Origin of the sequence: Celerinatantimonas marina, assembly GCF_046054165.1 — a bacterium.
In the GTDB taxonomy this organism is placed as follows: Bacteria; Pseudomonadota; Gammaproteobacteria; order Enterobacterales; family Celerinatantimonadaceae; genus Celerinatantimonas.
In genome coordinates this window covers 22,815-45,666 of the sequence record NZ_JBFNXK010000018.1, presented here as the reverse complement: position 1 = coordinate 45,666, position 22,852 = coordinate 22,815, and the positions used below count along the sequence as shown (strand labels likewise).

Below are 22,852 nucleotides of genomic sequence, written 5' to 3'. Positions count from 1 at the left end.
TTGGTAGTATATTACCAGTTATTTGCTGGGGTCGCTCGGCGAGATTTGGTATGCTAACTAAATTCATGCGTTTGAAAGAAGGTCGTATATGTCGGCAGTGCAGCAATCGATATCACAAGAATTAAATCAACTCAAAGAAGCCGTGCAATTTGCTCTGGATGAAGCAAAGCGTCTGGGGAGTAGTGATGCAGAGGTTTCTATTTCTAAACAGACCGGTATTTCCGTTTCAACACGCCAATGCGAAGTTGAGACGCTTGAGTTTAACCGGGATGGTGCCTTAGGGATTGCTGTGTATAAGGGCCAGCAGAAAGGGAATGCTTCCACATCGGATCTCTCGCGTGAAGCCATCACCCGGGCAGTACAGGCTGCGGTGGATATCAGTGATGTGACTTCAGTCGATCCCGCCGCAGGGTTAGCCCCGGCAGAACTCATGGCAACTGATATTAAGGATTTAGACTTGTGTCATCCTGCACCGTTGGATGCCGATCATTTTATTGAAATTGCCAGTGACTGTGAGCGCCATGCACTGACCCATCAAGGCATTAAAGCCAGTGATGGGGCGAGTGTGAATAGCCACTATGGGGTTCGGGTTTATGGTAATAGTCATGGGTTTATCGAGGGGTATCCGACCAGTCGGCATAGTATTAGCTGTATTCTGATTGCTGGTGAAGAACAGATGCAACGTGATTATGCCTATAGTGTTGCCGTCGATTTTAATGATTTACGAGCGATTAAAGAGATTGCCGATGAGGCCGCGCTAAAAACATTGAGTCGGTTAGATAGCCGTAAAATTAATACTTGCCAGGTTCCGGTATTGTTCGATAAAGATGTGGCTGGTGGTTTGTTGGGGCATTTTGTGATGGCGATTAGTGGCGGCAATTTGTATCGACGCTCGTCATTCTTATTGGATGCTCTGGGTCAGCAGGTGTTTCCGGATTGGTTAACGGTCCATGAAGATCCGTGGTTGAAAAAGGGCTTGGGGAGTAGTCCGTTTGATAACGAAGGGGTACAGACCCAGCCGCGGGATATTGTCAAAGCGGGAATGCTGGAGACCTACCTCTTAACTAGTTATGCGGCTCGGAAAATGGGAATGCAGAGTACCGGACATGCGGGTGGCATTCATAATTGGCTGGTGAGTGATAGTGGTCAAAGCCAGGATGAGTTACTCAAATCGATGGGAAGCGGATTGCTGGTCACTGAGTTGATGGGGCAAGGCGTGAACATTGTCACCGGTGATTATTCGCGTGGTGCTGCCGGTTTTTGGGTTGAAAATGGGGAAATAGCTTTCCCGGTTCATGAAATTACTATTGCAGGGAATCTGAAAGAGATGTATCAGAACATCGTTGCAATTGGTTCAGATCGCGATCCAAACCATGCGATTAGTACTGGCTCAATTTTGATTAATTCAATGAAAATTGCTGGGAATTAAATCATCTGTTGTGAGTGGCCTTGATGCATGATCAAGGCCTTATCAGGCTTTCACAAACATTCCCGGAGCTGTAATGGGAAGCTTCAATTATTAATGCAGAAGTAGGGTTGCGATCCCAAGAAATGAAAAGAGCCCCACTGAATCGGTGACGGTTGTTAAGACCATCCCGCCCGCTAGTGCCGGATCGATTTTCATCTTTTTCATCGCCAGGGGGATACAAACGCCCGCTAGACCGGCCATAAACATGTCGGCAAACATGGCGGTAGCACTAATCAGCCCCAGTTCCAGACTGTCTTTCCAGACCACTACCACTAATGCAATCACCACGGCCCAGATGAGACCATTTAAAGCACCAATGGCCATTTCTTTGATAATCAGCCAGCGAAAGTTACTTTCGCCGATATGGCCTACTGCAATCCCGCGGATAACTACCGCCAGGGTTTGAGTGCCGGCAATCCCCCCCTGACTGGGCACAATGGTCATGAGGACTGCAAGCGTCGCCATCTGCGCCAGAGTGGATTCAAACATATTGCTGATGGATGCGGCAAAGAGAGCGGTTAGTAGATTGATCCCCAACCACAGTGTCCGACCTCGGGTACTTTTTAAAATTGGGGCGAAGGTATCTTCGTCATCATCAACCCCGGCCATCCCCATCATTGAGTGCTCAGCATCTTCACGGATGATATCGACGACATCATCAATGGTAATACGTCCCACTAGTTTCCCTTCATCATCAACGACCGGTGCTGAAATCCAGTCATGACGCTCGAATAGTTGAGCCACCCGGGAATCATTCATCGCTACTGGAATGATCCGTTCGGGTCGGGTCCCCATAATCGATTCGACTTCAACGCTGGGATCGACCGTTAACAGTCGTGATAAGGGGACATCACCTAGATATTTATCTTCCTTATCGACAACGAAGAGGGCATCAGTTGCTTCCGGAAGCTCGCCTCGCAAACGCAGGTAACGTAATACCACATCCACCGACACATCAGGCCGTAGTGCGATGGTATCGTTGTTCATTAAGCTCCCGGCCGTATCTTCCGGATAGGCGAGTGCTATTTCGACCCGATGGCGCTCCTGTGGCTCCATCTGTTGGAGGACTTGTTGATAGACTTCATCCGGCAGGCTCCGCAGAACATAGGTTAAATCATCGATATCCATCCCTTCGGTGGCCGCGGCCAGATTCTCGGGATCCATCATTTTGAGGATGCTTTCCATGGCATCTTCATTGAGTTCTTCGAGGATCTCCCCTTGCTGTTCGGGATCGGTGAGTTGCCAGAGAATTTCACGACCAGCGGCCGGCGTGGATTGTAAAAGCAGGGCCACATCACAAGCGGGCATTTGCTGAAGCATTCGTCTGACATGAACAAACATCCCATCATTCAGCGCTCGATTGAGTTCGAGAATCCGTTGGTGTTGACTATGATGGTGATGCTGCTCCAGCTCTGGCATAATTGGCCCTCAAAAAATGCAGTACTACCCCGAAAGGGCAGTATAATCAGGTTTTATGACGACTGTAGCGTCGGGATGAATCTTTAATTCACTATTCTTGTTCATCGAAACGAGCCTCAACTAAGGCTTTTACGGCCCTCAATGCCGGTTTTGCATCAGGCCCTTCACAACGTACAGTGATCTGTTGTCCTTGTGCTCGTTCCAAGAGCAATAGTCCTAGCACACTAGCAGCAGATGCTTGTTTTTCTTCCGTGATGATCATCACTTCTGCATTATATCGGGCTGCCAGCTCGACTAATTTTATCGCAGCTCTGGCATGTAATCCTAATTTATTTTTAATGGTTAACTGTTCTTCAAGCGTCATAAGGGGTGATTAACTCTGTTTTGGGCAGATTTAAGTGATGGACCTGTACATTATAGTGTTCGGCGAATGCTTCGCTGAGTTGTTGGGCCACATAGACGGAGCGGTGTTTTCCTCCGGTACAACCGATTGCTACCGTGACATAAGCCCGGCTATTGCGTTCCAGATGCGGAAGCCAGCTGTTGAGCAGACTTTCAAGCTGCCAGATCAGTTCATGAACTAAGGGTTGTTGTTGAAAGAATTGCTGCACCGGTTTATCCAGCCCGGTAAATGGCCGTAGTTCAGGGTGCCAATGTGGATTCGGTAAAAAACGCACATCGAAGACATAATCCGCATCATGAGGAACACCGTTTTTAAAGCCAAAAGATTCAAAGATAAGCACAAGTTCTTGGTTAGGTTTGCCTAACACGCGCTCTGTAATTCGTTCTTTAAGCTCATGAATGGATAACTGAGAGGTATCGATGCGAAGATCGGCGCGACTGGAGATAGGCTCTAATATCGTTTGTTCGGCTTTAATTGCTTCGCTAAGTGAGTAGTGTTCTCGATTTAGCGGGTGGAGCCGCCGGGTTTCGCTATAACGATGAATCAGGGTTTGGTCATCGGCATCGACAAATAAACTGGTGAGGTCGACTTTTTGTCGCAGTTGATTGATGACAACTTGTAACTGCTCCGGATCACTCGGTAAGTTACGAACATCGATGCTGACGGCGACTTTGAGATCCCGTTTGGCTAACGTATCAGGAAGTTGAGGAAGTAATTCTAGAGGCAGATTGTCGACACAGTAATAGCCCAGATCTTCAAGAACTCTGAGGGCAACGGTCTTGCCGGATCCTGAACGGCCACTAACAATAAAAAATTCCATTGAGAGGCCCTATACTCAGTTAAGAAGTCATGATTTGATACATTTCATCATCACTGGTTGCCTGCCGCAACTGTTTACATACGGTTTTATCATGTAATTTTTCGGCAACAGCCGCCAGAATTTTAAGATACTGTTTGGTTTCCTCTTCCGGAACTAATAAGGCGAAAAGCAAATCAACTGGCTGCTTATCAATTGCATCAAAACTGATCGGTTGTTGGCAGCGAATAAATACAGCCGTAGGGGGGCACTCATTGGATATCCGGCCGTGAGGAATGGCAATTCCCTGACCGATTCCGGTGCTTCCTAATTTTTCCCGCGCAAACAAACTGTCAAAAATTTCTTTATCGGAAATTGCCAATTTCTCGGCTGCTAGTTCACTGATAATTTCCAGCGCTCGTTTTTTCGATTGGCAATCGACTGCACTTTTAGTGCAATCTTCACTCAATACTTGGATTAGTTGCATAAGATTAGAGCTTGTTGACTATATTTTGGGGATTGGATGAATCGGCATTGTAATGAACTCAACAGCCGATAGGCTGAGAGTCCAGTGTGAAACATCCGAAGATATAATGGCCCTTGAATCATCCGTCTGGATTGTCTTTCCGTCGGAATAATGGCAGTTGGCTGTGACTCTTGGGGCTGATCTGAAGCAGATATATTTTGCCCTGATAGATTGAACAACCATTGCATCACGACAGCGTGATTGATCAAAGTGATGATCCGCATAAACCTTATCCCTTTATAACTGCCGGCCTTTATATCAGGCTCTTACGTTGATTGGAAGGTGGGATCGAAAGAGATTCTCGATATTTTGCAATCGTCCGGCGTGCGACTTTGATCCCTTGCTCTGCTAATACTTCAGCTATCTTGCTATCACTCAATGGCTTAGCTGAGTTTTCAGCAGCAACCAACTTTTTAATCAAGGCCCGAATGGCAGTGGATGAGCATTCACCTCCACCTTCGGTACTGACATGACTTGAAAAGAAGTATTTTAGTTCAAAAATTCCTCTAGGGGTATGCATATATTTTTGGGTCGTAACCCGAGAAATAGTTGATTCATGCATCTCAACCGCTTCGGCCACGTCGTTCAACACCATGGGCTTCATGGCTTCATCACCATACTCGAAGAATGCTTGCTGGTGGCTGACAATGCATTTAGCCACTTTGAGCAGGGTTTCATTTCGACTTTCTAAGCTTTTAATGAACCATTTGGCCTCTTGTAAGTGAGAGCGGATAAATTGACTATCACTACTATTACGAGATTGACGACTGAGCGCTGCATATTGGGCATTCACTTTAATTTTTGGAACGGCATCTGGATTGAGTTCAACCACCCAGCGGCCATTTTTTTTAGTCACGGAAACATCCGGAATCACATATTCGGCCTGACTGGCTGCAATACTATTGCCCGGGCGAGGATCGAGGGAGTGAATGAGTTTCATCACTTCGGACAGCTGTGTTTCTTTGAGCTTGGTTTTACGAGATAGGGTCCGGTAATCCCGGTTTCCTAAGAGTTCCAAGTGTTCCCGGACAATCAGTTTGGCGGCATCTAACCACTGAGTTTGTGGATCAAATTGGTTGAGTTGTAGTAACAGGCATTCCTGAAGGTTTCTTGAGGCCACCCCAAGTGGATCAAAATGTTGAATTCGTTTTAAAACGGCTTCAACTTCTTCGAGTGTGATCTCTAAATCGTCGCCATTGAGCCCTTCCAGTAACTGCTCGGTGGTTTGAGTCAAATAGCCGGATTCGTCAACTGCGTCAATAATAGCCAGTGCAATCCCTTGATCCGTTTCACTAAATGGAGTTAAACGCATTTGCCAGAGCAGATGATCTTGAAGTGATTCGGTGGTTTCACCTTGATAGATATGCTCATTATCATCGGGCATCGGCGCAGCAGGGGCTGAAGAAGCACTGTAGAGATCATCCCAAGTGGAATCAACCGGCAGATCATCACCCATGGTTTCGTTACTAATGGCTTCGGTTGTTTCTAACTGACTACTGTCTGAAGCCGTGATGCTATCATCATCACTGATTTGATCTGGATCCTGAGGTGAGCTGTCTTGCAGATTGTCTTCCGCTTCCAACAGGGGATTTGCGTCGAGAGCCTCCTGGATCTCTTGCTGCAGATCGAGAGTAGATAGCTGAAGCAGCCGTATGGCTTGTTGTAACTGAGGAGTCATGGTCAACTGTTGACCAAGACGTAACTGCAAAGCGGCTTTCATTAATAAATCGGATCCCTTTTGTATTCTGACCGAATTATTCGGTTACGATTATGTCTTCACTATAGTTTGAATTGCTCACCAAGATAGACGCGTTTTACATGGTCATTTTTTAGAACTTGCTCGGGTGCCCCGGAAGCGATTAATTCGCCCTGGTTGACAATATAAGCATGTTCACACACATCCAATGTTTCTCGAACATTATGGTCGGTGATGAGGACGCCAAGCCCCCGATCCCGTAAATGTTCGATAATTTTTTTAATATCAATCACTGAAATAGGATCGACACCCGCAAACGGTTCGTCTAGCAAAATGAATTTTGGTGAAGCCGCAAGTGCTCTGGCAATCTCAGCCCGGCGGCGTTCCCCCCCTGAAAGGGCCTGACCTAAGCTCTTTCGAATATGTCCAATATGAAACTCATCCAGCAATTCGTCGAGCACTAATTGACGAGCACCGCGATCTAAATCATTCCGAGTTTCTAATACAGCCATAATATTATCTTCTACAGAAAGCCGACGAAAAATAGAGGCTTCCTGAGGGAGATAACCAATGCCCATTCGGGCTCTGGAATGCATTGCTTTGAGGGTAATATCTTGATCATCGATCATGATGGTTCCTTCATCCCGGGGAACCAACCCCACGACCATATAAAAGGTCGTGGTTTTACCCGCACCATTAGGCCCCAGCAGACCTACAATCTGACCTGTTTCAACTTGTAGACTGACATTTTTTACAACTTGTCTTTTTTTATAACTTTTTGCCAGATTTTCTGCTTTTAGCAATGCCATATATTTATTCTACTACTTATTGTTCTGGAGTTGTTGCGGCTGGAAAATTGTTGTGACATGGCCTTGTTTGCCACCATCAGCCACCATTTCCTGACTCTGAATGTTATAACGGATGCTGTTTCCTTTCACCAGACTTTCCGCCTGCTGTAGCTGTGCATCTTCGGTTAAGGTCACGATGCGTGACTTCAGTTCATAACGAACTGTATCTGCATGACCTTTTAATACCCGTCCATCATCCATTTTCTGTTGGAAACGCGCAGGCTTGCCCGTCGCGACCATGACTTCACTTCCTTTTTCACCTGAGCCATAGACCGTAACCCGATCTGCAGTAAGATGAATCGATCCTTGAGATACGGTGACATTCTGATAAAAAGTCACGGTATTATTTTTAATGTTCACTTTTTGTTGGTCGGCGTTGACCACAATTTTTTGGGTGTAATCTGATTCTAAAGCGTGACTCGCCAGGCTAAATGACAACAGCGCTAGGGCCAACCAATTAATTTTCTTCATTATGATATACCGCGTTAATGTCCTGATGGAGTCGAACCTCTTCGGTAACCAAACTCCCGTTCATGCCAATTCCATTTTGATCATACTGCGGACCGTTTACAGTCACCTGTTTATCAGTCTGCATGGTCTGGTTTGTTAAGTTTACATGCAGCAATGGTGTCAACAAGTCTTGAATGTAGCCATCATTACTCAAGTTTTTTACCACAACATCTTCTTTGAACGTGACTTTATCTTGACGCAACGCTTGAGCTTGACGAGACACAATTTGCCAAACTGGTTTATCGGGACCTGGGTAGATCAGGATCCGAGGTGAGTCAAAATCAGTCGTTTGATTACGTTCATAGTATTTCATGCCATCTGCATAAATACGATACCGCACTAAGCCTAACTTATTATAAGTGACTGTGTATAGATCACTTGCCGTAAAATCAGGGGTTTGTTGCATGACGGTTGGTTCTTCAGTGCCCTGATCATGCAGATTTCTCCATCCCCAGACCAGTCCCGCGATAATCAGCAGCAAAGCAATGATGATGTTTTGGCCGTTCATTGACTGGCTCCGGTAAAGTCCGCGAGTTGTCCACGAGACTGTAGCAGCAGATCACAACATTCACGCACCGCACCAAATCCCCCTCGATTTTGAGTGACATAATGCGCTTTGGTTTTGACCAGCGGGTGGGCATCGGCGACGGCTATGGCCAAGTTGACCTGGTTCATGATCGCCAGATCCGGAACGTCATCACCGATATAAGCACATTGTTGAGCTGAAAGCTGGGTTTGGGCGAGTAAATCGGCAAACGCCTGCTGTTTATCTTCTTGTCCCTGATAGATGTAACGGACATTTAAGCTTTCCATGCGCTTTTGTACCAGTTGTGAACGACGTCCGGTAATCACGGCTACATCGATACCATTACGGATGATCGCCTTTATACCAAAGCCATCACGAGTATGAAATGCCTTGAGCTCTTCACCCTGATTCCCGAGGTAGATCCGGCCATCAGAAAACACCCCATCAACATCACATATCAATAGTTGTGTGGACGCTATCTTTTGGTAAAGCGCTGTTGGCATTGAGCCATAAAGCGTTTCAATGCTCTGTGTTGTCATTAATAAACTCCGGCCTGTAATAGGGAATGCATGTTAAAAGCCCCAACGGGTTTATCTTGTTCCGTGACGAAAAGGCCATTAATTGATTTCTCTTTCATATATTTAAGAGCATCAAATGCTAGCCAGTCTGGACTGACGACCTTGGGATTTCGTATCATCACTTCGGTAATTGGAGTTTGATGAATGTCGGCTTTTAAATCCAGAACTCGGCGTAAATCGCCATCGGTAAATATACCGACGAGTCGACCATCGCCATCGATGATCCCCGTCATGCCCAGTCCTTTTTCAGTCATGACCAATAGGGCTTCTCGAATGGTCTGATGCGTACCGACTAACGGGATCTCCTCGCCACTCACCATGATATCGGGAACACTCAGCAGTAATTTTTTCCCCAGTGCGCCTCCAGGATGTGAAAGTGCAAAATCGGTAGCGGTAAAACCTCTAGATTCTAGTAAGGCCACCGCGATCGCATCACCCATGACTAATGCGGCGGTTGTGCTGGCGGTTGGGGCTAACCCAAGAGGACAGGCTTCCCGCTTAACATTGATATTTAAATGAATGGTTGCTCCCCGAGCCATAGCTGATCCGGGATTACTGGTCAGAGCAATAATTTGAATGTTTTGTCGATGCAGTACCGGGTACAGTGCCAAAATCTCGCTGGATTCTCCAGAATTGGATAATGCCAGAACGATGTCTCCCTGACTAATCATGCCTAAATCCCCATGACTGGCTTCGCCGGGATGAACAAAAAACGCCGGTGAACCTGTCGAGGCCAACGTTGCCGCTATTTTTCGTCCGATATGTCCTGACTTGCCCATTCCGGTGACGATAATTTTTCCCCGACAATGTTCGAGAGCCTGGCAGACATCGGTAAATGCGTCATTAAGATGCGAGAATAAGTTTTCGACGGCTTGCGCTTCGAGTGTAATGACTTTTTGCGCCGCTTTTATATAATCAAATGTCACAATCTGGCCTAACTATAAGAATGATTTAATATTATAAAAATAACATGAGTTGGTATCCAATAAAGGTGACCAGAAACAAGGCCCCTGCTAATCGGGTAATTCTTCGCGGGCGGGTGAGCAGTGAAAACCCTAAAACGGCGGCACTGGTCGCTAACATCCACCAGTAATCACGGGCAAATGCAGCCGGATCAATTTTCCCAGGCGCTAAAATACCACAGACAGATAATACCACTAGTAAGTTAAAGATGTTGGAGCCGATGATATTTCCTAGCGCGATATCATTTTCTTTTTTGATAATACTGGCAATACTGGCCGCTAGTTCCGGGAGACTGGTACCAATCGCAATAATGGTGAGGCCGATGACCAGTTCACTGATCCCAAAATAACGTGCGATATTGCTGGCTGCATTGACGAGATAATCAGCACTTAACGGGAGAATGATAAGACCGACTAATAACCAAAACAGGGCATAACTGGTTTTGACCTGTTTGGGAATTTCGGCTTCATATTGGCTGATCATCTCATCCTTCGCGTCATCTTTCATGGCTTGTTGATGGCGGTGCTGGCGTTGTGAATACCAGATGAGATAAGCCATCACGATGATGAACAAGCTGATCAGAATAATGCCGTCCATAAAACTTAATTGATTATCGCTTAATAAAAAACCCGTCAGCACGGTTGCCAACAGCATGAGTGGAATTTCACGGCGTAGGGTAGAACTGGCGACTAAAATGGGTTTGAGTAAGGCGGTTACGCCTAAAACCAGTGTAATGTTGGTAATATTTGAACCGATAGCATTGCCGATGGCCGTATCTAATCTATGGCTTAATGATGCCGTGGCTGAAACCATGATTTCAGGTGCTGATGAGCCCATTGCGATGACCGTAAGTCCGATAACCATCGGTGAAATTCCTAGATTTCGAGCAATGGCCGCCGCACCGAACACAAAACGGTCGGCACTCCAGACCAGAGCCACAAAACTGAGGATCAGTACAACTAAATCAATGAGCATAAAAAAGATCGCTTATCGTAAATTTTGGCCATGAAAAGGCGCATTGTCGGCATTTTAGCAGGAAAAGGGAAGAGTAAGCTTGAGTCGATGAAGGGGAACCCATAAAATAACACTCTTCATTTAACCCCGTGGGTATGATTTATGGCCGAAAATATCATTGAAGTCAGAGGGTTGACTTTTTCTCGAGGTTCTCGGCGTATTTTTGATTCAATCAATTTGAGTTTCCCTCGCGGGAAAGTCACTGCAGTTATGGGACCTAGTGGTACCGGTAAGACCACATTGTTGAAGTTACTGGGGGGACAGTTAAAGCCCCAGGCCGGAGAGGTTCTGTTTGACGGACAACCGATTCATCGACTGAATCGTGCTGACCTGTATCAGGTCCGTAAACGCATGGGTATGTTGTTTCAAAGTGGTGCGCTGTTTACTGATTTAAATGTTTTCGACAATGTGGCCTTTCCTTTAAAGGAACATTGTCCTTTACCTGCCCCTGTTTTACGTAATTTAGTGTTGATGAAATTAGAAGCGGTCGGATTACGGGGGGCTGCGGATTTAATGCCTTCTGATTTGTCGGGAGGGATGGCGCGTCGGGTGGCTTTAGCGCGAGCGATTGCGCTGGAGCCTGAAGTCATTATGTATGATGAGCCCTTTGTCGGGCAGGATCCGATTACGATGGGGGTTCTGATTAAGTTGATCAGCAATTTGAATCAGGCCTTGGAATTAACCTCCATTGTGGTTTCTCATGATGTTGAAGAGGTATTGAGTATCGCCGATTACGTCTATGTTCTCGATCAAGGCCAAGTGGTTGCCGAAGGGGATGTGGCATCGGTTCGAGCGAATACTGAACCTCATCTACAGCAGTTTTTGCAAGGGTTAGCGGATGGTCCTGCTGCATTTCATTATCCGGCTAAACCCTATCTGGAGTCATTAAAACCATGATGAGTCAAGCAATTACCAGGTTTGGGGCGAATGTGATTGCCCGTCTGGCAGGCATGGGGCGCGCGGCCATTATGCTGGCGTTCGCTATTTTTGTGAAACCGGAACGCCAATTATGGCGCAATAGCTGGCGGCAGATTTATCCGGTTGGGGTGCAGTCTCTGATTATTATCCTTGTCTCTGGATTATTCATCGGAATGGTTTTGGCGCTGCAGGGATACCATATTTTAGTGCGGTTTGGTGCTGAAACCAGTCTGGGGCCGCTGGTGGCTCTATCGCTATTGCGCGAGCTTGGGCCGGTGGTGACGGGGCTATTGTTTGCCGGGCGGGCCGGTTCTGCGTTGACTGCTGAAATTGGGCTAATGAAAGCGACTGAACAGTTGAGCAGTCTGGAAATGATGGCGGTTGATCCTTTGAAACGAATTATCGCGCCTCGGTTTTGGGCTGGTGTGATTAGTATGCCCTTGCTTGCAATGCTGTTTAATTTAGTCGGGATCTGGGGGGGATATCTGGTTGGTGTTCGCTGGCTCGGAGTCGATGATGGCAGTTTTTGGTCGATTATGCAGGCGAATGTCGATTTGTTGAATGACATCGGTAACGGTTTTGTGAAAAGTGTGGTTTTTGCGATTGCCGTGACCTGGATTGCCTTATTTAATGGTTACGATGCCATTCCGACTTCACGGGGAATTAGTCAGGCCACAACACGTAGTGTCGTGCATGCATCATTAGTGGTGCTTGGTTTGGATTTTGTGCTAACAGCGCTAATGTTCGGGAATTAAAAAATGAAAGTAGATAAAACAGAGTTTGGCGTAGGCATTTTTTTACTACTTGGGTTGCTGGCTATTTTGGTGCTGGCATTACGTATTGCGGATCATGATTTTGTTAGCGAAGGGGATACCTATCGCATTTATGCAAACTTCGATAATATTGGAGGATTAAAAATTCGTTCTCCAGTGAAAGTCGGGGGCGTCGTTATTGGGCGGGTTGAAGCCATTGATCTGAATCCCAAAACGTTTGTCCCTCGGGTGACGTTACGTTTAGATAAAAAATTTGGTGAATTTCCAGCCAATAGTTCGGCGCGTATTTTAACGTCCGGATTGCTGGGGGAACAGTATATTGGTTTGACTCCCGGATTTAATATGCCTGATGAACCGGCGGATAATCTGAAGGATGGAGACAGTATTGATGATACTAAATCTGCAATCATTTTAGAGGATTTGATTGGTCAATTCTTATATTCAGCTTCAGGAAAAAGCAATGAGTAAATTATTAAATCGTGTATTCGTTATTTTTGCCTTTTTGAGTTGTACTACGGTCTGGGCGGCCCCGGTTGAAAATACGCCTGTTGAAGATCCCTATCAGGCGATGCAAACCGTAGTGGATACCACTTTCCCACAATTACAGAAGCTCCGTAAGGATGATCAGTTAACTCCAGAAGTGGCTCAGAAGATCATTACTGAGAAAGTCATGCCTTATATTGATTATCATTATGCGGCGTATATGGTGATGGGGCGCAGTTTACCGAAAACGACCCGAGAACAGCGGGATCGCTTTGTGGCTGCTTTTTATCATTATCTAGTGACCACTTATTCAAATGCGCTTAGTCAGTATGATGAGCAGACCATTACTATCGAAAAACCGCGGCCTTATGATGGGTTGCGAGTGATGACCGTTCCTGCTGAAATCAATGAAACTGGGCGGCCTCCTATTCATTTGTTATTTAAATTTCGTCGTCTGAAAAATAATAAGTGGCTTGCTTTTGACTTAATTGCCGAAGGGGTCAGTCTGTTGGCTACCAATCAGTCTGAAGTGGGTGGGTTAATTCAGAATAAAGGGATCGATGAAGTCTCAAAAATGCTTGAGACTAGGCAGATTAAAGCCGCTCCTTTAAATGATAAAAAGCAGTCGAGTTAAGATGATGGCCAAGGCATTTGAAAGTCTGTCGAAAGGGGTGATTGCACTATTGGGTGAGTGGCGAGCCCCAACGGTGAATGCTCAGTGGAAGGAACTGATTCGACAGCCTGAGATCCGGTGTATTGATCTTTCTCAGGTGACACAAATTGACTCTGCTGGATTAGCCGCTATTATCACCGCCTTAGTTATAAAAAATGGGACAACGGCGCTTCATATCCGCCATTGTCCACAGTCAATTCAACCCTTGCTTGCACTATATGGACTTGATCCCCATATCGTGGAGGACGATTAACCGGTAAAACGGTAGAAATATGAGGCAATTATGCAACCGGAACAGATCAAACAGATATTAGCCACTGCCTTGGCACTTGATGAAATTTATGTCAAAGGTGAAGACAGTCACTTTGAAGTGGTTGCGGTTAGTGACATATTTAGTGATCTTTCACGTGTGAAAAAACAGCAGGTGATTTACGGTCCGTTATCTGAATACATTGCTGATAATACCATCCATGCACTTTCGATTAAGGCCTATACCCCAATGGAGTGGGAAAAAGCCAAGATGTTTGGTCAGCCCTTGTAATCTCCGAGGTATTCGATGGAAAAATTTGTTATTCAGGGTGGTTGCCAGCTTAATGGCGAGGTTGTCATTTCCGGCGCCAAAAATGCGGCATTGCCTATTGTATTTGCAACTTTGCTGAGTGAAGCACGGGTTGTGGTGAGTAATGTCCCTGAGCTTAAAGATATCTGCACAAGCTGTGAAATTTTAAAAGTGACTGGGCGTCAACTGAGTTTTGAGAAGAATTGCCTCATTGTTGAAGCTGGTGCGGCCAACCTATATGAAGCCCCCTATGACTTGGTTAAAACGATGCGAGCTTCTATTTTGGCTCTAGGCCCATTGTTGGCTCGTTATGGCCAGGCTCGAGTATCTTTACCGGGTGGCTGTGCTATCGGGGCCCGTCCGGTGAATCTGCACATTCAAGGTTTAACCCAGATGGGCGCGGAAATTCAGGTTGAGGATGGTTATATCAACGCCCGAGTGAATGGTCGATTGCAAGGGGCGCATATTCTGATGGATATGGTCAGTGTCACTGGGACTGAAAACCTGATGATGGCTGCCACTCTAGCTGAAGGTGAAACCGTCATTGAAAATGCGGCGCGTGAACCTGAAATTGTCGACTTGGCGCATTTCTTAAATAGTTTAGGGGCGAATGTTCAAGGTGCTGGTACCGATACCCTTGTGATCCAAGGCGTTGAGGCGCTGCATGGTGGCGAACACCGAGTACTGCCGGATCGGATTGAGACAGGAACCTTTCTAGTGGCTGCGGCGGTGACGGGTGGGAAAGTTCGTTGTGTGCATGCCGATCCCAGCGGTTTGGAAGCGGTTATTTTGAAGCTTCGGGAGGCCGGGGCTCAGGTGACAACAGGTTCCAATTGGATTGAGCTTGATATGCATGGGCGCACGTTAAAAGCTGTCAATATCAAAACAGCGCCTCATCCAGCGTTTCCGACGGATATGCAGGCTCAATTTACTCTGCTCAATGTGGTGGGTGAAGGCATGGGGCAGGTGACTGAAACGATTTTTGAAAATCGCTTTATGCATGTACCTGAACTCATCCGGATGGGCGCATCAATTGATCTGGAAGGTAATACTGCGATTTGTCATCCCTGTGCTCATTTAAGTGGGGCTCAAGTTATGGCGACTGATTTACGCGCATCCGCCAGTTTGGTGATCGCTGGACTCGTCGCTGAGCATGAGACGATTGTCGATCGAATTTACCATATTGACCGAGGTTACGAACATATTGAGCAAAAATTGGCAAAATTAGGTGCTCATATCGAACGTATCGCGGGTTAATGGATATCTTTAAGGCGGCCTAGCGAGGCCGTCTTATTTTTAATTCCCCAACGGTCATGTGTAGTACCTGAGGTTTCCCGGCTCTTAGAATATCAACATCAACTTTTGTCCCCGGGGCCGTTTCGGCCACTAAATCCATCGTTGAACGAATCGAATTTACTGATTTCCCATTGATTTTTAGAATAATATCATGAGCTTGAAGACCCGCTGCGGATGCAGGCCCTTGAGGATCCACTTTGTCTACACGAAGCCCGTGATCCACACCTAATCCGGCATGTTGTGCGAGTTGTGGGGTGATATCCGTCGCTTCTACCCCCATGTAACCCCGAATGACTCGTCCATAACGGATCAAACTTTTCATGATCCGCTGCGCTAACGTATAAGGAATAGCAAAGCTAATACCATATGTTTCGCTATTTTGCCCTAGATGATAAGAGGCGGTGTTGATCCCAACCAGTTCTCCTAGTGAGTTCACCAAAGCGCCACCAGAGTTTCCTCGGTTAATGGCGGCATCCGTCTGGATAAAATCTTGTCGGCCTGTCGCACTCATCCCACTACGCCCCGTGGCTGAAATAATGCCTTGTGTGACAGTTTGTCCCACGTTATAGGGATTCCCGATGGCTAAGACCACATCCCCAACCCGTGTTTGCAGATGATTATCCTGAGGGATCACCGGTAATGGATCCTGTGCTTCGATTTTTAATACTGCCAAGTCAGTGATGAGATCGCTACCGATGAGTTCGGCGCTAAAGACTCGGCCATCTTGTAGTGCGACGACGATCTGATCGGCATCGGCAATCACATGCATATTAGTCAGGATATAGCCTTGGGGATTCATGATCACCCCGGATCCCAATCCTTCACTGGTGACTGTCGGACGACTTTCATTGAGATGGCTGCTACTAAAACTTCGGGTATAAATATTCACGACAGCCGGAGACGCTCGCCGAGCGGCCTCAGCAAAACTAATTAACTTAGAATTCTCGGATGTTCGAAGAGGTATAAGTGAATGCCCGGATTGCAGGCTCGGGAAAATGAGTAGAAAAACTACCGCAAATGCTAAACCTAAGCCAACTGCTTTCAAGACATATTTGATCATTAAAAATTGGGCCTGCTAGTCATCCATGCGCGCATAGCATAGCATGTGATGTTAAATTAACGCTATGAATTCGATTGAAAAAGGCCACGACAGTGGCCTTTTTTGTACTTTGATTGTGATCTTTAGCGTAAGACCAGATAGAGTGAAGAATCACCCCGCTGGATGTTCAACGCTAACACACTGGGTTTCCCGGCTAACTGTCGTTTCAGTTCATCCACATTATGAACTCGGGTTCGGTTCAGACCGATGATAATATCCCCTTTTTGTAATGTGGCTTGATCCGCTGGAGAGTTGGCTTTGACCGCCGTTACTTTCACGCCCGGAATGGGATCATTGGTATTTTCCAGAGTGGCCCCATCGAGCTTGGTGTCAATATCGTTGGCTGAAATCTTCTGCATCGACGCGCGTTTCAGCGTAGCACTCACGGTTGTATGTTCACCATTACGAATAATTCCCAATTCAACAGTCGTTCCCGCACCTTGGGTGGCTATGCGGGCTCTGAGTTCAGAGAAACTAGTGACCGTTTTGCCATTGAGTGAAACAATGATATCTCCGGGTTTGAGTCCGGCTTTATCTGCTGCAGAACCCGGCATGACTTGATTGATAAAGGCACCATGCTGAATGTTACTGCCGAATGTTTTCGCTAAATCTGGCGTTAATTCACCTCCCGTGACTCCAAGAACACCGCGGCGGACTTCACCATATTTGAGGATCTGTTGGGTCAGGCTCTGGACCATGTCAGAGGGAATTGCAAATCCAATTCCGATGTTACCGCCGCCGGGAGCCAAAATAGCGGTATTGATTCCGATTAACTGCCCTTTCAGGTTAACTAATGCCCCACCTGAGTTTCCACTGTTAATCGCAGCATCAGTTTGAATGAAGTTTTCATAATTCTCGATATTTAAGCCGCTTCGTCCTAAAGCACTTACTATCCCTGAAGTTACGGTTTGTCCTAGACCAAATGGGTTGCCGATCGCAATAGTGAAATCACCAACTCGCAGGTTATCAGAATCGGCGATATCAATTTGGCTAAGGTGATCCGCTTTAATTTGTAATAAAGCGATATCAGACATCTGATCCGATCCTAAGATTTTCGCCTTGTATTGACGGCCATCCTGCAAGGTGACTTCAATTTTATCCGCATCACTAATGACGTGATAGTTCGTGACAACATAGCCTTTGGCGGCATTGATGATCACGCCGGAGCCTAATCCTCTGAATGGTCTTTTTTGTGGTCCCTGTTGCTGAGCTTGAGGTCCGAAGAAAAATTGGAATAGCTCAGGGGCCTGTTGCTGAGTGACTTTTTCACCGGCAACGGAAATACTCACAACCGCAGGCGTTACCTTAGCAACAATAGGGGCCAGACTCGGCATTTCCTGACCGGCCACAGCGGTAGGCAATTGAGCAAAAGTTGGAGTGGCGGTCATGCCGAGAGTCAGGGCGAGGGCAATCGGGGCAAGACGCATGGTCAACTTCTTCATGGTTATAAAGCTCCTCTGATTAATATCATAGTAAGAGTAAGGACGAATGCGCTTTTAAGGCACATAGCTATGTGACCCGAAAAAAAACGATTAGTTCCAGTCGATTTCTTCAGGCCATCATGGCTGATCTCTTAAGAAGATGAGGTCTGATTGTTCAATAATCCAGATGAAGAACAAGAATAATCTTTAGGTGGTGTGGAACCCGCATCATGATCTTCTTCTATTTGGGGAACTTCCGGAGGGACGACTTGCAGGTGCTGTTTAAATAATTCAGGTTTTTCGATGCTGTTGTCCATCAGGAGTTCTGACTGTTGAGCCATATGGTCATAGACTTTTTGATATTGCAGCGCTAACGATTCGAGCAGTTGAGCACTGTTCTGGAAGTGTTCACTGACCTGTTGGCGATACAATGCTAATTCCTCTCGGCTTTGCTGAAGTTCTGTTTGTAATTGTGATGTTTCTGGATGGCGGGAGCGCGTGAGTAAACGGCCGATAATGACACCGAATATCAGGCCAATGGCGATCAAGATTAGACTATTGATAATACTCATAAATCAACCTATTGTTACGGCAGTTAACATTAAATTAATATAACTGATATTCTATAGCATGTCGCTATGCAGTCTATGAATTGTGAGGAGATGATAAGTGGATCAGGATCCCGGTTTTGACATCAACCCGAAGTTTCGATTATGACCCCATTGCAATGTTACCAGCAGGATCTGTCAGCGGATCGGATTGTTGCCGATTCGGCCCAGGCTATCGCCGTCAATGCTCTGGAACGGGTGTATCAGCAATGTCTGGAGCATTCAGCAGCGGTTCCTTCTACGTCCCCCCAATGGCATTTTTGGAAAAAACGGGATGCCGCCGTCATGGCACCTCTTTATGGCCTCTATCTGTGGGGCGGTGTCGGGCGGGGAAAAACCTATCTGATGGATTTATTGGTGTCCTGTTTACCCACGGAACAGGTGACTCGGTTACATTTTTATCATTTTATGCAACAGATCCATCATCGCCTGACCCAATTACAGGGAACGGTGAATCCGTTGCAGCATATTGCTCGGGAGTTTGCCAAGCAAACCCGGCTGATTTGTTTTGATGAATTTTTTGTTATTGATATTACGGATGCGATGTTGCTTGGGACCTTATTTGAAGCCCTGTTTGCTGAGGGGGTTGGCTTAGTGGCTACATCCAATATTCCACCTCACGATCTGTATCATAATGGATTACAACGGAGTCGTTTTTTACCGGCGATCGCATTGATTGAAAAGCATTGTCAGATTATTAATGTGGATGGAAAACGAGATTATCGACAGCAAGCCAGTGACTTGAAAGAACGCTATTACTGGCCGGTTAATGAGTCGAATCGAGCGATGTTACTGCGCTGGTTTGAGCGGTTGACGGCCGGGGCTGAACCTAGTCGGCAATCTCTCGCATTAAATGCACATTTTGTGGAAGTGGAAGGCTGTGTCGGGGACGTGCTTTATATTCATTTTAACCAGTTGTGCCGGAGTGCTCGAAGTAGTCAGGATTACATTGAATTAGCCCAACGATTTAAGGTTGTGATTATTGAGCATATGCCTTGTCTGACGGATGATGATAATGATGCGGCCCGGCGGCTGTTGATGTTGATCGATGAATGCTATGAGCAACATGTGGCCCTGATTATTATGGCGGAGCAGGACCCGATGCATATTTATCAAGGCAAACGTTTGGCTTTTGATTTTGAACGTTGTTCTTCGAGGCTGCAGCAATTGCGTTCCCAGCAGTATTGCCCGCTACCGTGATCTGTTTCATCAACTCAAAATGGTGAAAATTTCTGCAAATTGGAGATGATTTTTAAATTCGCTTTGCCTATAATGACCACTGCCCACGTTACCAGCTGCCAATCAGGCAGCGTAATTTTATCAGCAGCCTTACTCGAAGGGGTAAAGGAGTGCTATTTTATGCTTATTACTTTATAATAAGCGGTCTTGTAACAGCTTTTTTGGGTTCTATATACAAATGAAAACTTTTGTAGCAAAACCAGAATCGGTCAAACGTGAATGGTTCGTTGTCGACGCAGAAGGTAAAACTTTGGGTCGTATCGCCACAGAAATTGCGACTCGTCTGCGTGGCAAACATAAGCCGGAATATACTCCTCATGTCGATACTGGTGATTACATCATCGTTATCAATGCAGAGAAAGTTGCTGTAACCGGTAATAAAGTGAAAGACAAAGTCTATCACTCGCACACTGGTTATCCAGGTGGTCTGAAATCAATCACTTTTGAAAAACTGATTGATAAAGCGCCTGAACGCGTTATTCAGTCTGCAGTGAAAGGTATGTTGCCTAAAGGTCCTCTTGGCCGTGCAATGTTCCGTAAACTGAAAGTATTCGCCGGTCCTGAGCACACACATGCAGCTCAGCAACCACAGGTTTTAGACATTTAAGTTACGGAATCAGATCATGGCAGAGAATCAATACTACGGCACAGGCCGTCGCAAAAGCTCAACTGCTCGCGTTTTCTTAAAAGCAGGCAGCGGCAATATTGCTATCAACAAACGTTCACTGGAAACTTATTTTGGACGTGAAACAGCTCGGATGGTTGTTCGTCAACCTTTAGAATTAACTGAGTTGTTAGAAAAAGTTGATTTAAACATCACTGTAAGTGGTGGTGGTATCACTGGTCAAGCGGGTGCTATCCGTCACGGTATTACTCGTGCATTAATGCAGTATGATGAAAGTTTACGTGGTGAACTGCGTCGTGCTGGTTATGTGACTCGTGATGCTCGTAAAGTGGAACGTAAAAAAGTCGGTCTGCACAAAGCCCGTAAACGTCCACAATACTCAAAACGTTAAGATTTTCTTATCGTTGGTTATTTCAAAAGCCCGGAGATCCGGGCTTTTTTATGCGCTATTTTTATTTTTGTCCTCTAAGATCAGTATCTTTCATCTGATCTGATAGGTTTATCGCATCAATTATCCACAAGCCTTGCTAAATTTGATACAATCTCGGGCTGATTTATTAGTCGCGGCATATGCTATATTTTGATGAAGTTTAGAGATCAGGATCGCAAGGTGTTCGTGATTCATTTTACAATTCGTTTTGAAGGTTTTGGAGGGTTCAATGGCTGTTGCTGCCAACAAGCGCTCAGTGATGACACTGTTTTCAGGTGCTAATGATCTATATAGCCACCAAGTTCGTATTGTTTTGGCTGAGAAGGGGGTTAGCGTTGAAATTCATCAGGTAACACCTGATTTTCTGCCTGAAGATTTAATTGAACTGAACCCTTATAACAGTGTGCCTACTTTGGTGGATAGGGAACTGGTGTTATATCAGGCTCAGATTATTATGGAATATCTGGACGAGCGTTTTCCGCATCCCCCACTGATGCCGGTCTATCCGGTTTCTCGTGGTCAGAGCCGGTTAATGATGTATCGAATTGAAAACGATTGGTATTCTTTGGCAAAACGGATTGCTGAAGGTGATCGAGTGGATGAAGCGCGTCAGGAACTTAAAGAGAGTCTGTTGGCTTTAGGCCCCGTTTTCGCTGAATATCCTTATTTTATGAGCGAAGAATTTAGTTTGGTTGATTGCTATATGGCTCCGTTATTATGGCGTTTACCTGAACTGGGTATTGAATTGTCTGGTAGTGGTTCGAAGTCGATTAAAGCGTATATGTTACGTATCTTTGAACGTGATTCTTTCCAGGCTTCGTTGACTGAAGCTGAACGTGAACTACGAACAGGTCCTTTGAATTGATATGAGTGATATGACTCCCAATAGACCCTATCTGTTGCGGGCATTTTATGATTGGTTACTTGATAATCAGCTCACGCCTCATTTAGTTGTTGATGCAACGCGACCTGATGTAGAAGTTCCGCAGCAGTTTGTGCAAAATGGTCAAATTGTCTTGAATATTTCGCCTACTGCGGTAGGTCAGTTTCAGATGGGAATGGACGATGTGAGCTTTAATGCCCGTTTTAGTGGCGTTCCTCATCAGGTCTATGTGCCGATGTCTGCGGTATTAGCAATTTATGCGCGAGAAAATGGTGCTGGTACGATGTTTGAACCAGAGCCTTATTATGATGATGATAAGTCTCAGGATCTATCATCATCTGAGCCTGCGCTACGATCCGTGCGAGAAGATGATTCGGATGATGGGGATACAACGCCTCCGAAGAACCCGCCGACTAAAGGTAAGCCTTCACTGAGGGTTATTAAATAGCCCCAATTAAAACGGCTCAAGAATGAGCCGTTTTTAATGATGTTTTCGATGAATATTGTTTGGGTTTATGCATCTGATTTGGGCACGATTCGGAAAAATTTAACGACTCGGGTGACCCCAGATGTTTTGCGGGCAATATCCACTGCTGATTTAGCCTGTTTCGCATTGACCACGCCAATCAAAAACACTTCGCTATTTTCAGTGATGACTTTGATTTTGCCTGGCAGGATGGTTTTGTCAGTATAGATCTGAGTTTTAATTTTGGTGGTGATCCAACTATCCTGACTCCGTGTCGTGAGTGAAACCGGCTGACCTAACCGCACTTCATTAAGTATTTTTTGTGCACCTTTAACCCCTTTGGCAATCATGGTGATTTGTTGGCGCATTTCAGGGGTTGGAGTTTGACCAATAATTAGCACTTGTCCTTCTTGAGCAACGACGGATAGACTACTGGCTTTCCAGATATCCTTATTTTCATCCAATGCTCGGGTAACCCTTAGATCTAACGTTTGATCATCAAGTTGAGTTCCGAGAGTTCGGTTATCTGTGGCCGTATCAGCCGTGACTCCAGCACCTACAGCGACAACACCCGCTGCGCATCCTTGCAATAGCAAAGCCGAAACAATAACGGCCATTAAATTTTTACGCAT

28 protein-coding genes are annotated in these 22,852 nt (G+C 45.9%); 13 read left to right on the top strand and 15 right to left on the bottom strand.

Features of this window, described 5'->3' with window-relative positions; genetic code table 11:
• The first annotated feature begins 88 nt into the window (after positions 1-88).
• On the top strand, positions 89-1,429 hold the full coding sequence (gene pmbA, locus ABUE20_RS16555) for a metalloprotease PmbA (RefSeq protein ID WP_408621059.1): 1,341 nt from the start codon (positions 89-91) through the stop codon (positions 1,427-1,429).
• A 90-nt stretch (positions 1,430-1,519) separates the two neighbouring features.
• On the opposite strand, the gene mgtE is transcribed toward pmbA, so the two are convergent.
• The 11 genes from mgtE to ABUE20_RS16500 form a co-directional block, all read right to left on the bottom strand.
• On the bottom strand, positions 1,520-2,887 hold the full coding sequence (gene mgtE / locus ABUE20_RS16550) for a magnesium transporter (RefSeq protein WP_408621058.1): 1,368 nt from the start codon (positions 2,885-2,887) through the stop codon (positions 1,520-1,522).
• A 91-nt stretch (positions 2,888-2,978) separates the two neighbouring features.
• Entirely contained in the window at positions 2,979-3,251 is a 273-nt protein-coding gene (locus ABUE20_RS16545) for an HPr family phosphocarrier protein (RefSeq protein WP_408621057.1), read from the bottom strand.
• On the bottom strand, positions 3,241-4,110 hold the full coding sequence (gene rapZ / locus ABUE20_RS16540) for an RNase adapter RapZ (RefSeq protein ID WP_408621056.1): 870 nt from the start codon (positions 4,108-4,110) through the stop codon (positions 3,241-3,243). The genes ABUE20_RS16545 and rapZ overlap by 11 nt, the downstream gene beginning before the upstream one ends.
• Positions 4,111-4,129: 19 nt before the next feature.
• The gene (gene ptsN / locus ABUE20_RS16535) at positions 4,130-4,573 is read right to left on the bottom strand and encodes a PTS IIA-like nitrogen regulatory protein PtsN (protein WP_408621055.1); all 444 of its coding nucleotides are present in this window, start codon (positions 4,571-4,573) and stop codon (positions 4,130-4,132) included.
• A 292-nt stretch (positions 4,574-4,865) separates the two neighbouring features.
• Positions 4,866-6,332, bottom strand: a complete 1,467-nt coding sequence (locus ABUE20_RS16530; RefSeq protein WP_408621054.1) for an RNA polymerase factor sigma-54 — start codon at positions 6,330-6,332, stop codon at positions 4,866-4,868.
• A 59-nt stretch (positions 6,333-6,391) separates the two neighbouring features.
• Complete coding sequence (gene lptB / locus ABUE20_RS16525) at positions 6,392-7,117, bottom strand: LPS export ABC transporter ATP-binding protein (RefSeq protein WP_408621053.1); 726 nt, start codon at positions 7,115-7,117, stop codon at positions 6,392-6,394.
• A gap of 12 nt (positions 7,118-7,129) precedes the next feature.
• The gene (gene lptA, locus ABUE20_RS16520) at positions 7,130-7,627 is read right to left on the bottom strand and encodes a lipopolysaccharide transport periplasmic protein LptA (RefSeq protein ID WP_408621052.1); all 498 of its coding nucleotides are present in this window, start codon (positions 7,625-7,627) and stop codon (positions 7,130-7,132) included.
• Entirely contained in the window at positions 7,614-8,174 is a 561-nt protein-coding gene (gene lptC / locus ABUE20_RS16515; protein WP_408621051.1) for an LPS export ABC transporter periplasmic protein LptC, read from the bottom strand. Before lptC ends, lptA begins: the two co-directional genes overlap by 14 nt.
• Positions 8,171-8,731, bottom strand: a complete 561-nt coding sequence (gene kdsC, locus ABUE20_RS16510; RefSeq protein ID WP_408621050.1) for a 3-deoxy-manno-octulosonate-8-phosphatase KdsC — start codon at positions 8,729-8,731, stop codon at positions 8,171-8,173. Before kdsC ends, lptC begins: the two co-directional genes overlap by 4 nt.
• Complete coding sequence (locus ABUE20_RS16505; protein WP_408621110.1) at positions 8,731-9,699, bottom strand: KpsF/GutQ family sugar-phosphate isomerase; 969 nt, start codon at positions 9,697-9,699, stop codon at positions 8,731-8,733. The genes kdsC and ABUE20_RS16505 overlap by 1 nt, the downstream gene beginning before the upstream one ends.
• A 28-nt stretch (positions 9,700-9,727) precedes the next feature.
• Entirely contained in the window at positions 9,728-10,708 is a 981-nt protein-coding gene (locus tag ABUE20_RS16500) for a calcium/sodium antiporter (protein WP_408621049.1), read from the bottom strand.
• A 141-nt stretch (positions 10,709-10,849) separates the two neighbouring features.
• Between ABUE20_RS16500 and ABUE20_RS16495 the strand changes: the two genes are divergently transcribed.
• The 7 genes from ABUE20_RS16495 to murA are packed head-to-tail and all read left to right on the top strand — an operon-like array spanning position 10,850 to position 15,410.
• Positions 10,850-11,644 carry an ATP-binding cassette domain-containing protein gene (locus ABUE20_RS16495; protein ID WP_408621048.1) on the top strand — a complete coding sequence of 265 codons (795 nt, stop codon included), beginning with the start codon at positions 10,850-10,852 and terminating at the stop codon, positions 11,642-11,644.
• Entirely contained in the window at positions 11,641-12,420 is a 780-nt protein-coding gene (gene mlaE / locus ABUE20_RS16490; protein ID WP_408621047.1) for a lipid asymmetry maintenance ABC transporter permease subunit MlaE, read from the top strand. The genes ABUE20_RS16495 and mlaE overlap by 4 nt, the downstream gene beginning before the upstream one ends.
• A 3-nt stretch (positions 12,421-12,423) precedes the next feature.
• The gene (gene mlaD, locus ABUE20_RS16485) at positions 12,424-12,906 is read left to right on the top strand and encodes an outer membrane lipid asymmetry maintenance protein MlaD (protein ID WP_408621046.1); all 483 of its coding nucleotides are present in this window, start codon (positions 12,424-12,426) and stop codon (positions 12,904-12,906) included.
• Positions 12,899-13,555, top strand: coding sequence for an MlaC/ttg2D family ABC transporter substrate-binding protein (locus ABUE20_RS16480; RefSeq protein WP_408621045.1), 657 nt, complete (start codon positions 12,899-12,901; stop codon positions 13,553-13,555). Before mlaD ends, ABUE20_RS16480 begins: the two co-directional genes overlap by 8 nt.
• Position 13,556: 1 nt before the next feature.
• Positions 13,557-13,847, top strand: coding sequence for an STAS domain-containing protein (locus tag ABUE20_RS16475; protein WP_408621044.1), 291 nt, complete (start codon positions 13,557-13,559; stop codon positions 13,845-13,847).
• A gap of 30 nt (positions 13,848-13,877) precedes the next feature.
• Entirely contained in the window at positions 13,878-14,135 is a 258-nt protein-coding gene (locus ABUE20_RS16470) for a BolA family protein (RefSeq protein ID WP_408621043.1), read from the top strand.
• A 15-nt stretch (positions 14,136-14,150) separates the two neighbouring features.
• On the top strand, positions 14,151-15,410 hold the full coding sequence (murA, locus tag ABUE20_RS16465) for a UDP-N-acetylglucosamine 1-carboxyvinyltransferase (protein WP_408621042.1): 1,260 nt from the start codon (positions 14,151-14,153) through the stop codon (positions 15,408-15,410).
• A 19-nt stretch (positions 15,411-15,429) separates the two neighbouring features.
• Here the strand turns inward: murA and degS are convergent, their stop codons facing one another.
• From degS to ABUE20_RS16450, 3 genes are all read right to left on the bottom strand, one after another.
• Entirely contained in the window at positions 15,430-16,509 is a 1,080-nt protein-coding gene (degS, locus tag ABUE20_RS16460) for an outer membrane-stress sensor serine endopeptidase DegS (RefSeq protein ID WP_408621041.1), read from the bottom strand.
• A 122-nt stretch (positions 16,510-16,631) separates the two neighbouring features.
• The gene (locus ABUE20_RS16455; protein ID WP_408621040.1) at positions 16,632-17,990 is read right to left on the bottom strand and encodes a Do family serine endopeptidase; all 1,359 of its coding nucleotides are present in this window, start codon (positions 17,988-17,990) and stop codon (positions 16,632-16,634) included.
• Between the two features lie 131 nt (positions 17,991-18,121).
• Positions 18,122-18,541 carry a Z-ring associated ZapG family protein gene (locus ABUE20_RS16450; protein WP_408621039.1) on the bottom strand — a complete coding sequence of 140 codons (420 nt, stop codon included), beginning with the start codon at positions 18,539-18,541 and terminating at the stop codon, positions 18,122-18,124.
• Positions 18,542-18,682: 141 nt separating this feature from the next.
• On the opposite strand from ABUE20_RS16450, the gene zapE reads away from it, so the two are divergent.
• The 5 genes from zapE to sspB all read left to right on the top strand — a co-directional run bounded on the left by zapE (position 18,683) and on the right by sspB (position 22,202).
• Entirely contained in the window at positions 18,683-19,777 is a 1,095-nt protein-coding gene (gene zapE, locus ABUE20_RS16445) for a cell division protein ZapE (RefSeq protein WP_408621038.1), read from the top strand.
• A 217-nt stretch (positions 19,778-19,994) separates the two neighbouring features.
• Positions 19,995-20,423 (top strand): 50S ribosomal protein L13, encoded by a 429-nt coding sequence (gene rplM / locus ABUE20_RS16440; protein WP_408621037.1) that lies wholly within the window; start codon positions 19,995-19,997, stop codon positions 20,421-20,423.
• Positions 20,424-20,439: 16 nt separating this feature from the next.
• Positions 20,440-20,832, top strand: coding sequence for a 30S ribosomal protein S9 (gene rpsI / locus ABUE20_RS16435; RefSeq protein ID WP_408621036.1), 393 nt, complete (start codon positions 20,440-20,442; stop codon positions 20,830-20,832).
• 268 nt (positions 20,833-21,100) lie between these two features.
• Positions 21,101-21,736 (top strand): stringent starvation protein SspA, encoded by a 636-nt coding sequence (gene sspA / locus ABUE20_RS16430; RefSeq protein WP_408621035.1) that lies wholly within the window; start codon positions 21,101-21,103, stop codon positions 21,734-21,736.
• Positions 21,732-22,202, top strand: a complete 471-nt coding sequence (sspB, locus tag ABUE20_RS16425) for a ClpXP protease specificity-enhancing factor (protein ID WP_408621109.1) — start codon at positions 21,732-21,734, stop codon at positions 22,200-22,202. The genes sspA and sspB overlap by 5 nt, the downstream gene beginning before the upstream one ends.
• Positions 22,203-22,267: 65 nt before the next feature.
• On the opposite strand, the gene dolP is transcribed toward sspB, so the two are convergent.
• Complete coding sequence (dolP, locus tag ABUE20_RS16420) at positions 22,268-22,852, bottom strand: division/outer membrane stress-associated lipid-binding lipoprotein (RefSeq protein WP_408621034.1); 585 nt, start codon at positions 22,850-22,852, stop codon at positions 22,268-22,270.

Excerpts from the sequence above, each read along its gene's own strand:
- pmbA (WP_408621059.1), top strand. The coding sequence starts at position 89 with ATGTCGGCAGTGCAGCAATCGATATCACAAGAATTAAATCAACTCAAA.
- mgtE (WP_408621058.1), bottom strand. The coding sequence starts at position 2,887 with ATGCCAGAGCTGGAGCAGCATCACCATCATAGTCAACACCAACGGATT.
- ABUE20_RS16545 (WP_408621057.1), bottom strand. The coding sequence starts at position 3,251 with ATGACGCTTGAAGAACAGTTAACCATTAAAAATAAATTAGGATTACAT.
- rapZ (WP_408621056.1), bottom strand. The coding sequence starts at position 4,110 with ATGGAATTTTTTATTGTTAGTGGCCGTTCAGGATCCGGCAAGACCGTT.
- ptsN (WP_408621055.1), bottom strand. The coding sequence starts at position 4,573 with ATGCAACTAATCCAAGTATTGAGTGAAGATTGCACTAAAAGTGCAGTC.
- ABUE20_RS16530 (WP_408621054.1), bottom strand. The coding sequence starts at position 6,332 with ATGAAAGCCGCTTTGCAGTTACGTCTTGGTCAACAGTTGACCATGACT.
- lptB (WP_408621053.1), bottom strand. The coding sequence starts at position 7,117 with ATGGCATTGCTAAAAGCAGAAAATCTGGCAAAAAGTTATAAAAAAAGA.
- lptA (WP_408621052.1), bottom strand. The coding sequence starts at position 7,627 with ATGAAGAAAATTAATTGGTTGGCCCTAGCGCTGTTGTCATTTAGCCTG.
- lptC (WP_408621051.1), bottom strand. The coding sequence starts at position 8,174 with ATGAACGGCCAAAACATCATCATTGCTTTGCTGCTGATTATCGCGGGA.
- kdsC (WP_408621050.1), bottom strand. The coding sequence starts at position 8,731 with ATGACAACACAGAGCATTGAAACGCTTTATGGCTCAATGCCAACAGCG.
- ABUE20_RS16500 (WP_408621049.1), bottom strand. The coding sequence starts at position 10,708 with ATGCTCATTGATTTAGTTGTACTGATCCTCAGTTTTGTGGCTCTGGTC.
- ABUE20_RS16495 (WP_408621048.1), top strand. The coding sequence starts at position 10,850 with ATGGCCGAAAATATCATTGAAGTCAGAGGGTTGACTTTTTCTCGAGGT.
- mlaE (WP_408621047.1), top strand. The coding sequence starts at position 11,641 with ATGATGAGTCAAGCAATTACCAGGTTTGGGGCGAATGTGATTGCCCGT.
- mlaD (WP_408621046.1), top strand. The coding sequence starts at position 12,424 with ATGAAAGTAGATAAAACAGAGTTTGGCGTAGGCATTTTTTTACTACTT.
- ABUE20_RS16480 (WP_408621045.1), top strand. The coding sequence starts at position 12,899 with ATGAGTAAATTATTAAATCGTGTATTCGTTATTTTTGCCTTTTTGAGT.
- ABUE20_RS16475 (WP_408621044.1), top strand. The coding sequence starts at position 13,557 with ATGATGGCCAAGGCATTTGAAAGTCTGTCGAAAGGGGTGATTGCACTA.
- ABUE20_RS16470 (WP_408621043.1), top strand. The coding sequence starts at position 13,878 with ATGCAACCGGAACAGATCAAACAGATATTAGCCACTGCCTTGGCACTT.
- murA (WP_408621042.1), top strand. The coding sequence starts at position 14,151 with ATGGAAAAATTTGTTATTCAGGGTGGTTGCCAGCTTAATGGCGAGGTT.
- degS (WP_408621041.1), bottom strand. The coding sequence starts at position 16,509 with ATGATCAAATATGTCTTGAAAGCAGTTGGCTTAGGTTTAGCATTTGCG.
- ABUE20_RS16455 (WP_408621040.1), bottom strand. The coding sequence starts at position 17,990 with ATGAAGAAGTTGACCATGCGTCTTGCCCCGATTGCCCTCGCCCTGACT.
- ABUE20_RS16450 (WP_408621039.1), bottom strand. The coding sequence starts at position 18,541 with ATGAGTATTATCAATAGTCTAATCTTGATCGCCATTGGCCTGATATTC.
- zapE (WP_408621038.1), top strand. The coding sequence starts at position 18,683 with ATGACCCCATTGCAATGTTACCAGCAGGATCTGTCAGCGGATCGGATT.
- rplM (WP_408621037.1), top strand. The coding sequence starts at position 19,995 with ATGAAAACTTTTGTAGCAAAACCAGAATCGGTCAAACGTGAATGGTTC.
- rpsI (WP_408621036.1), top strand. The coding sequence starts at position 20,440 with ATGGCAGAGAATCAATACTACGGCACAGGCCGTCGCAAAAGCTCAACT.
- sspA (WP_408621035.1), top strand. The coding sequence starts at position 21,101 with ATGGCTGTTGCTGCCAACAAGCGCTCAGTGATGACACTGTTTTCAGGT.
- dolP (WP_408621034.1), bottom strand. The coding sequence starts at position 22,852 with ATGCGTAAAAATTTAATGGCCGTTATTGTTTCGGCTTTGCTATTGCAA.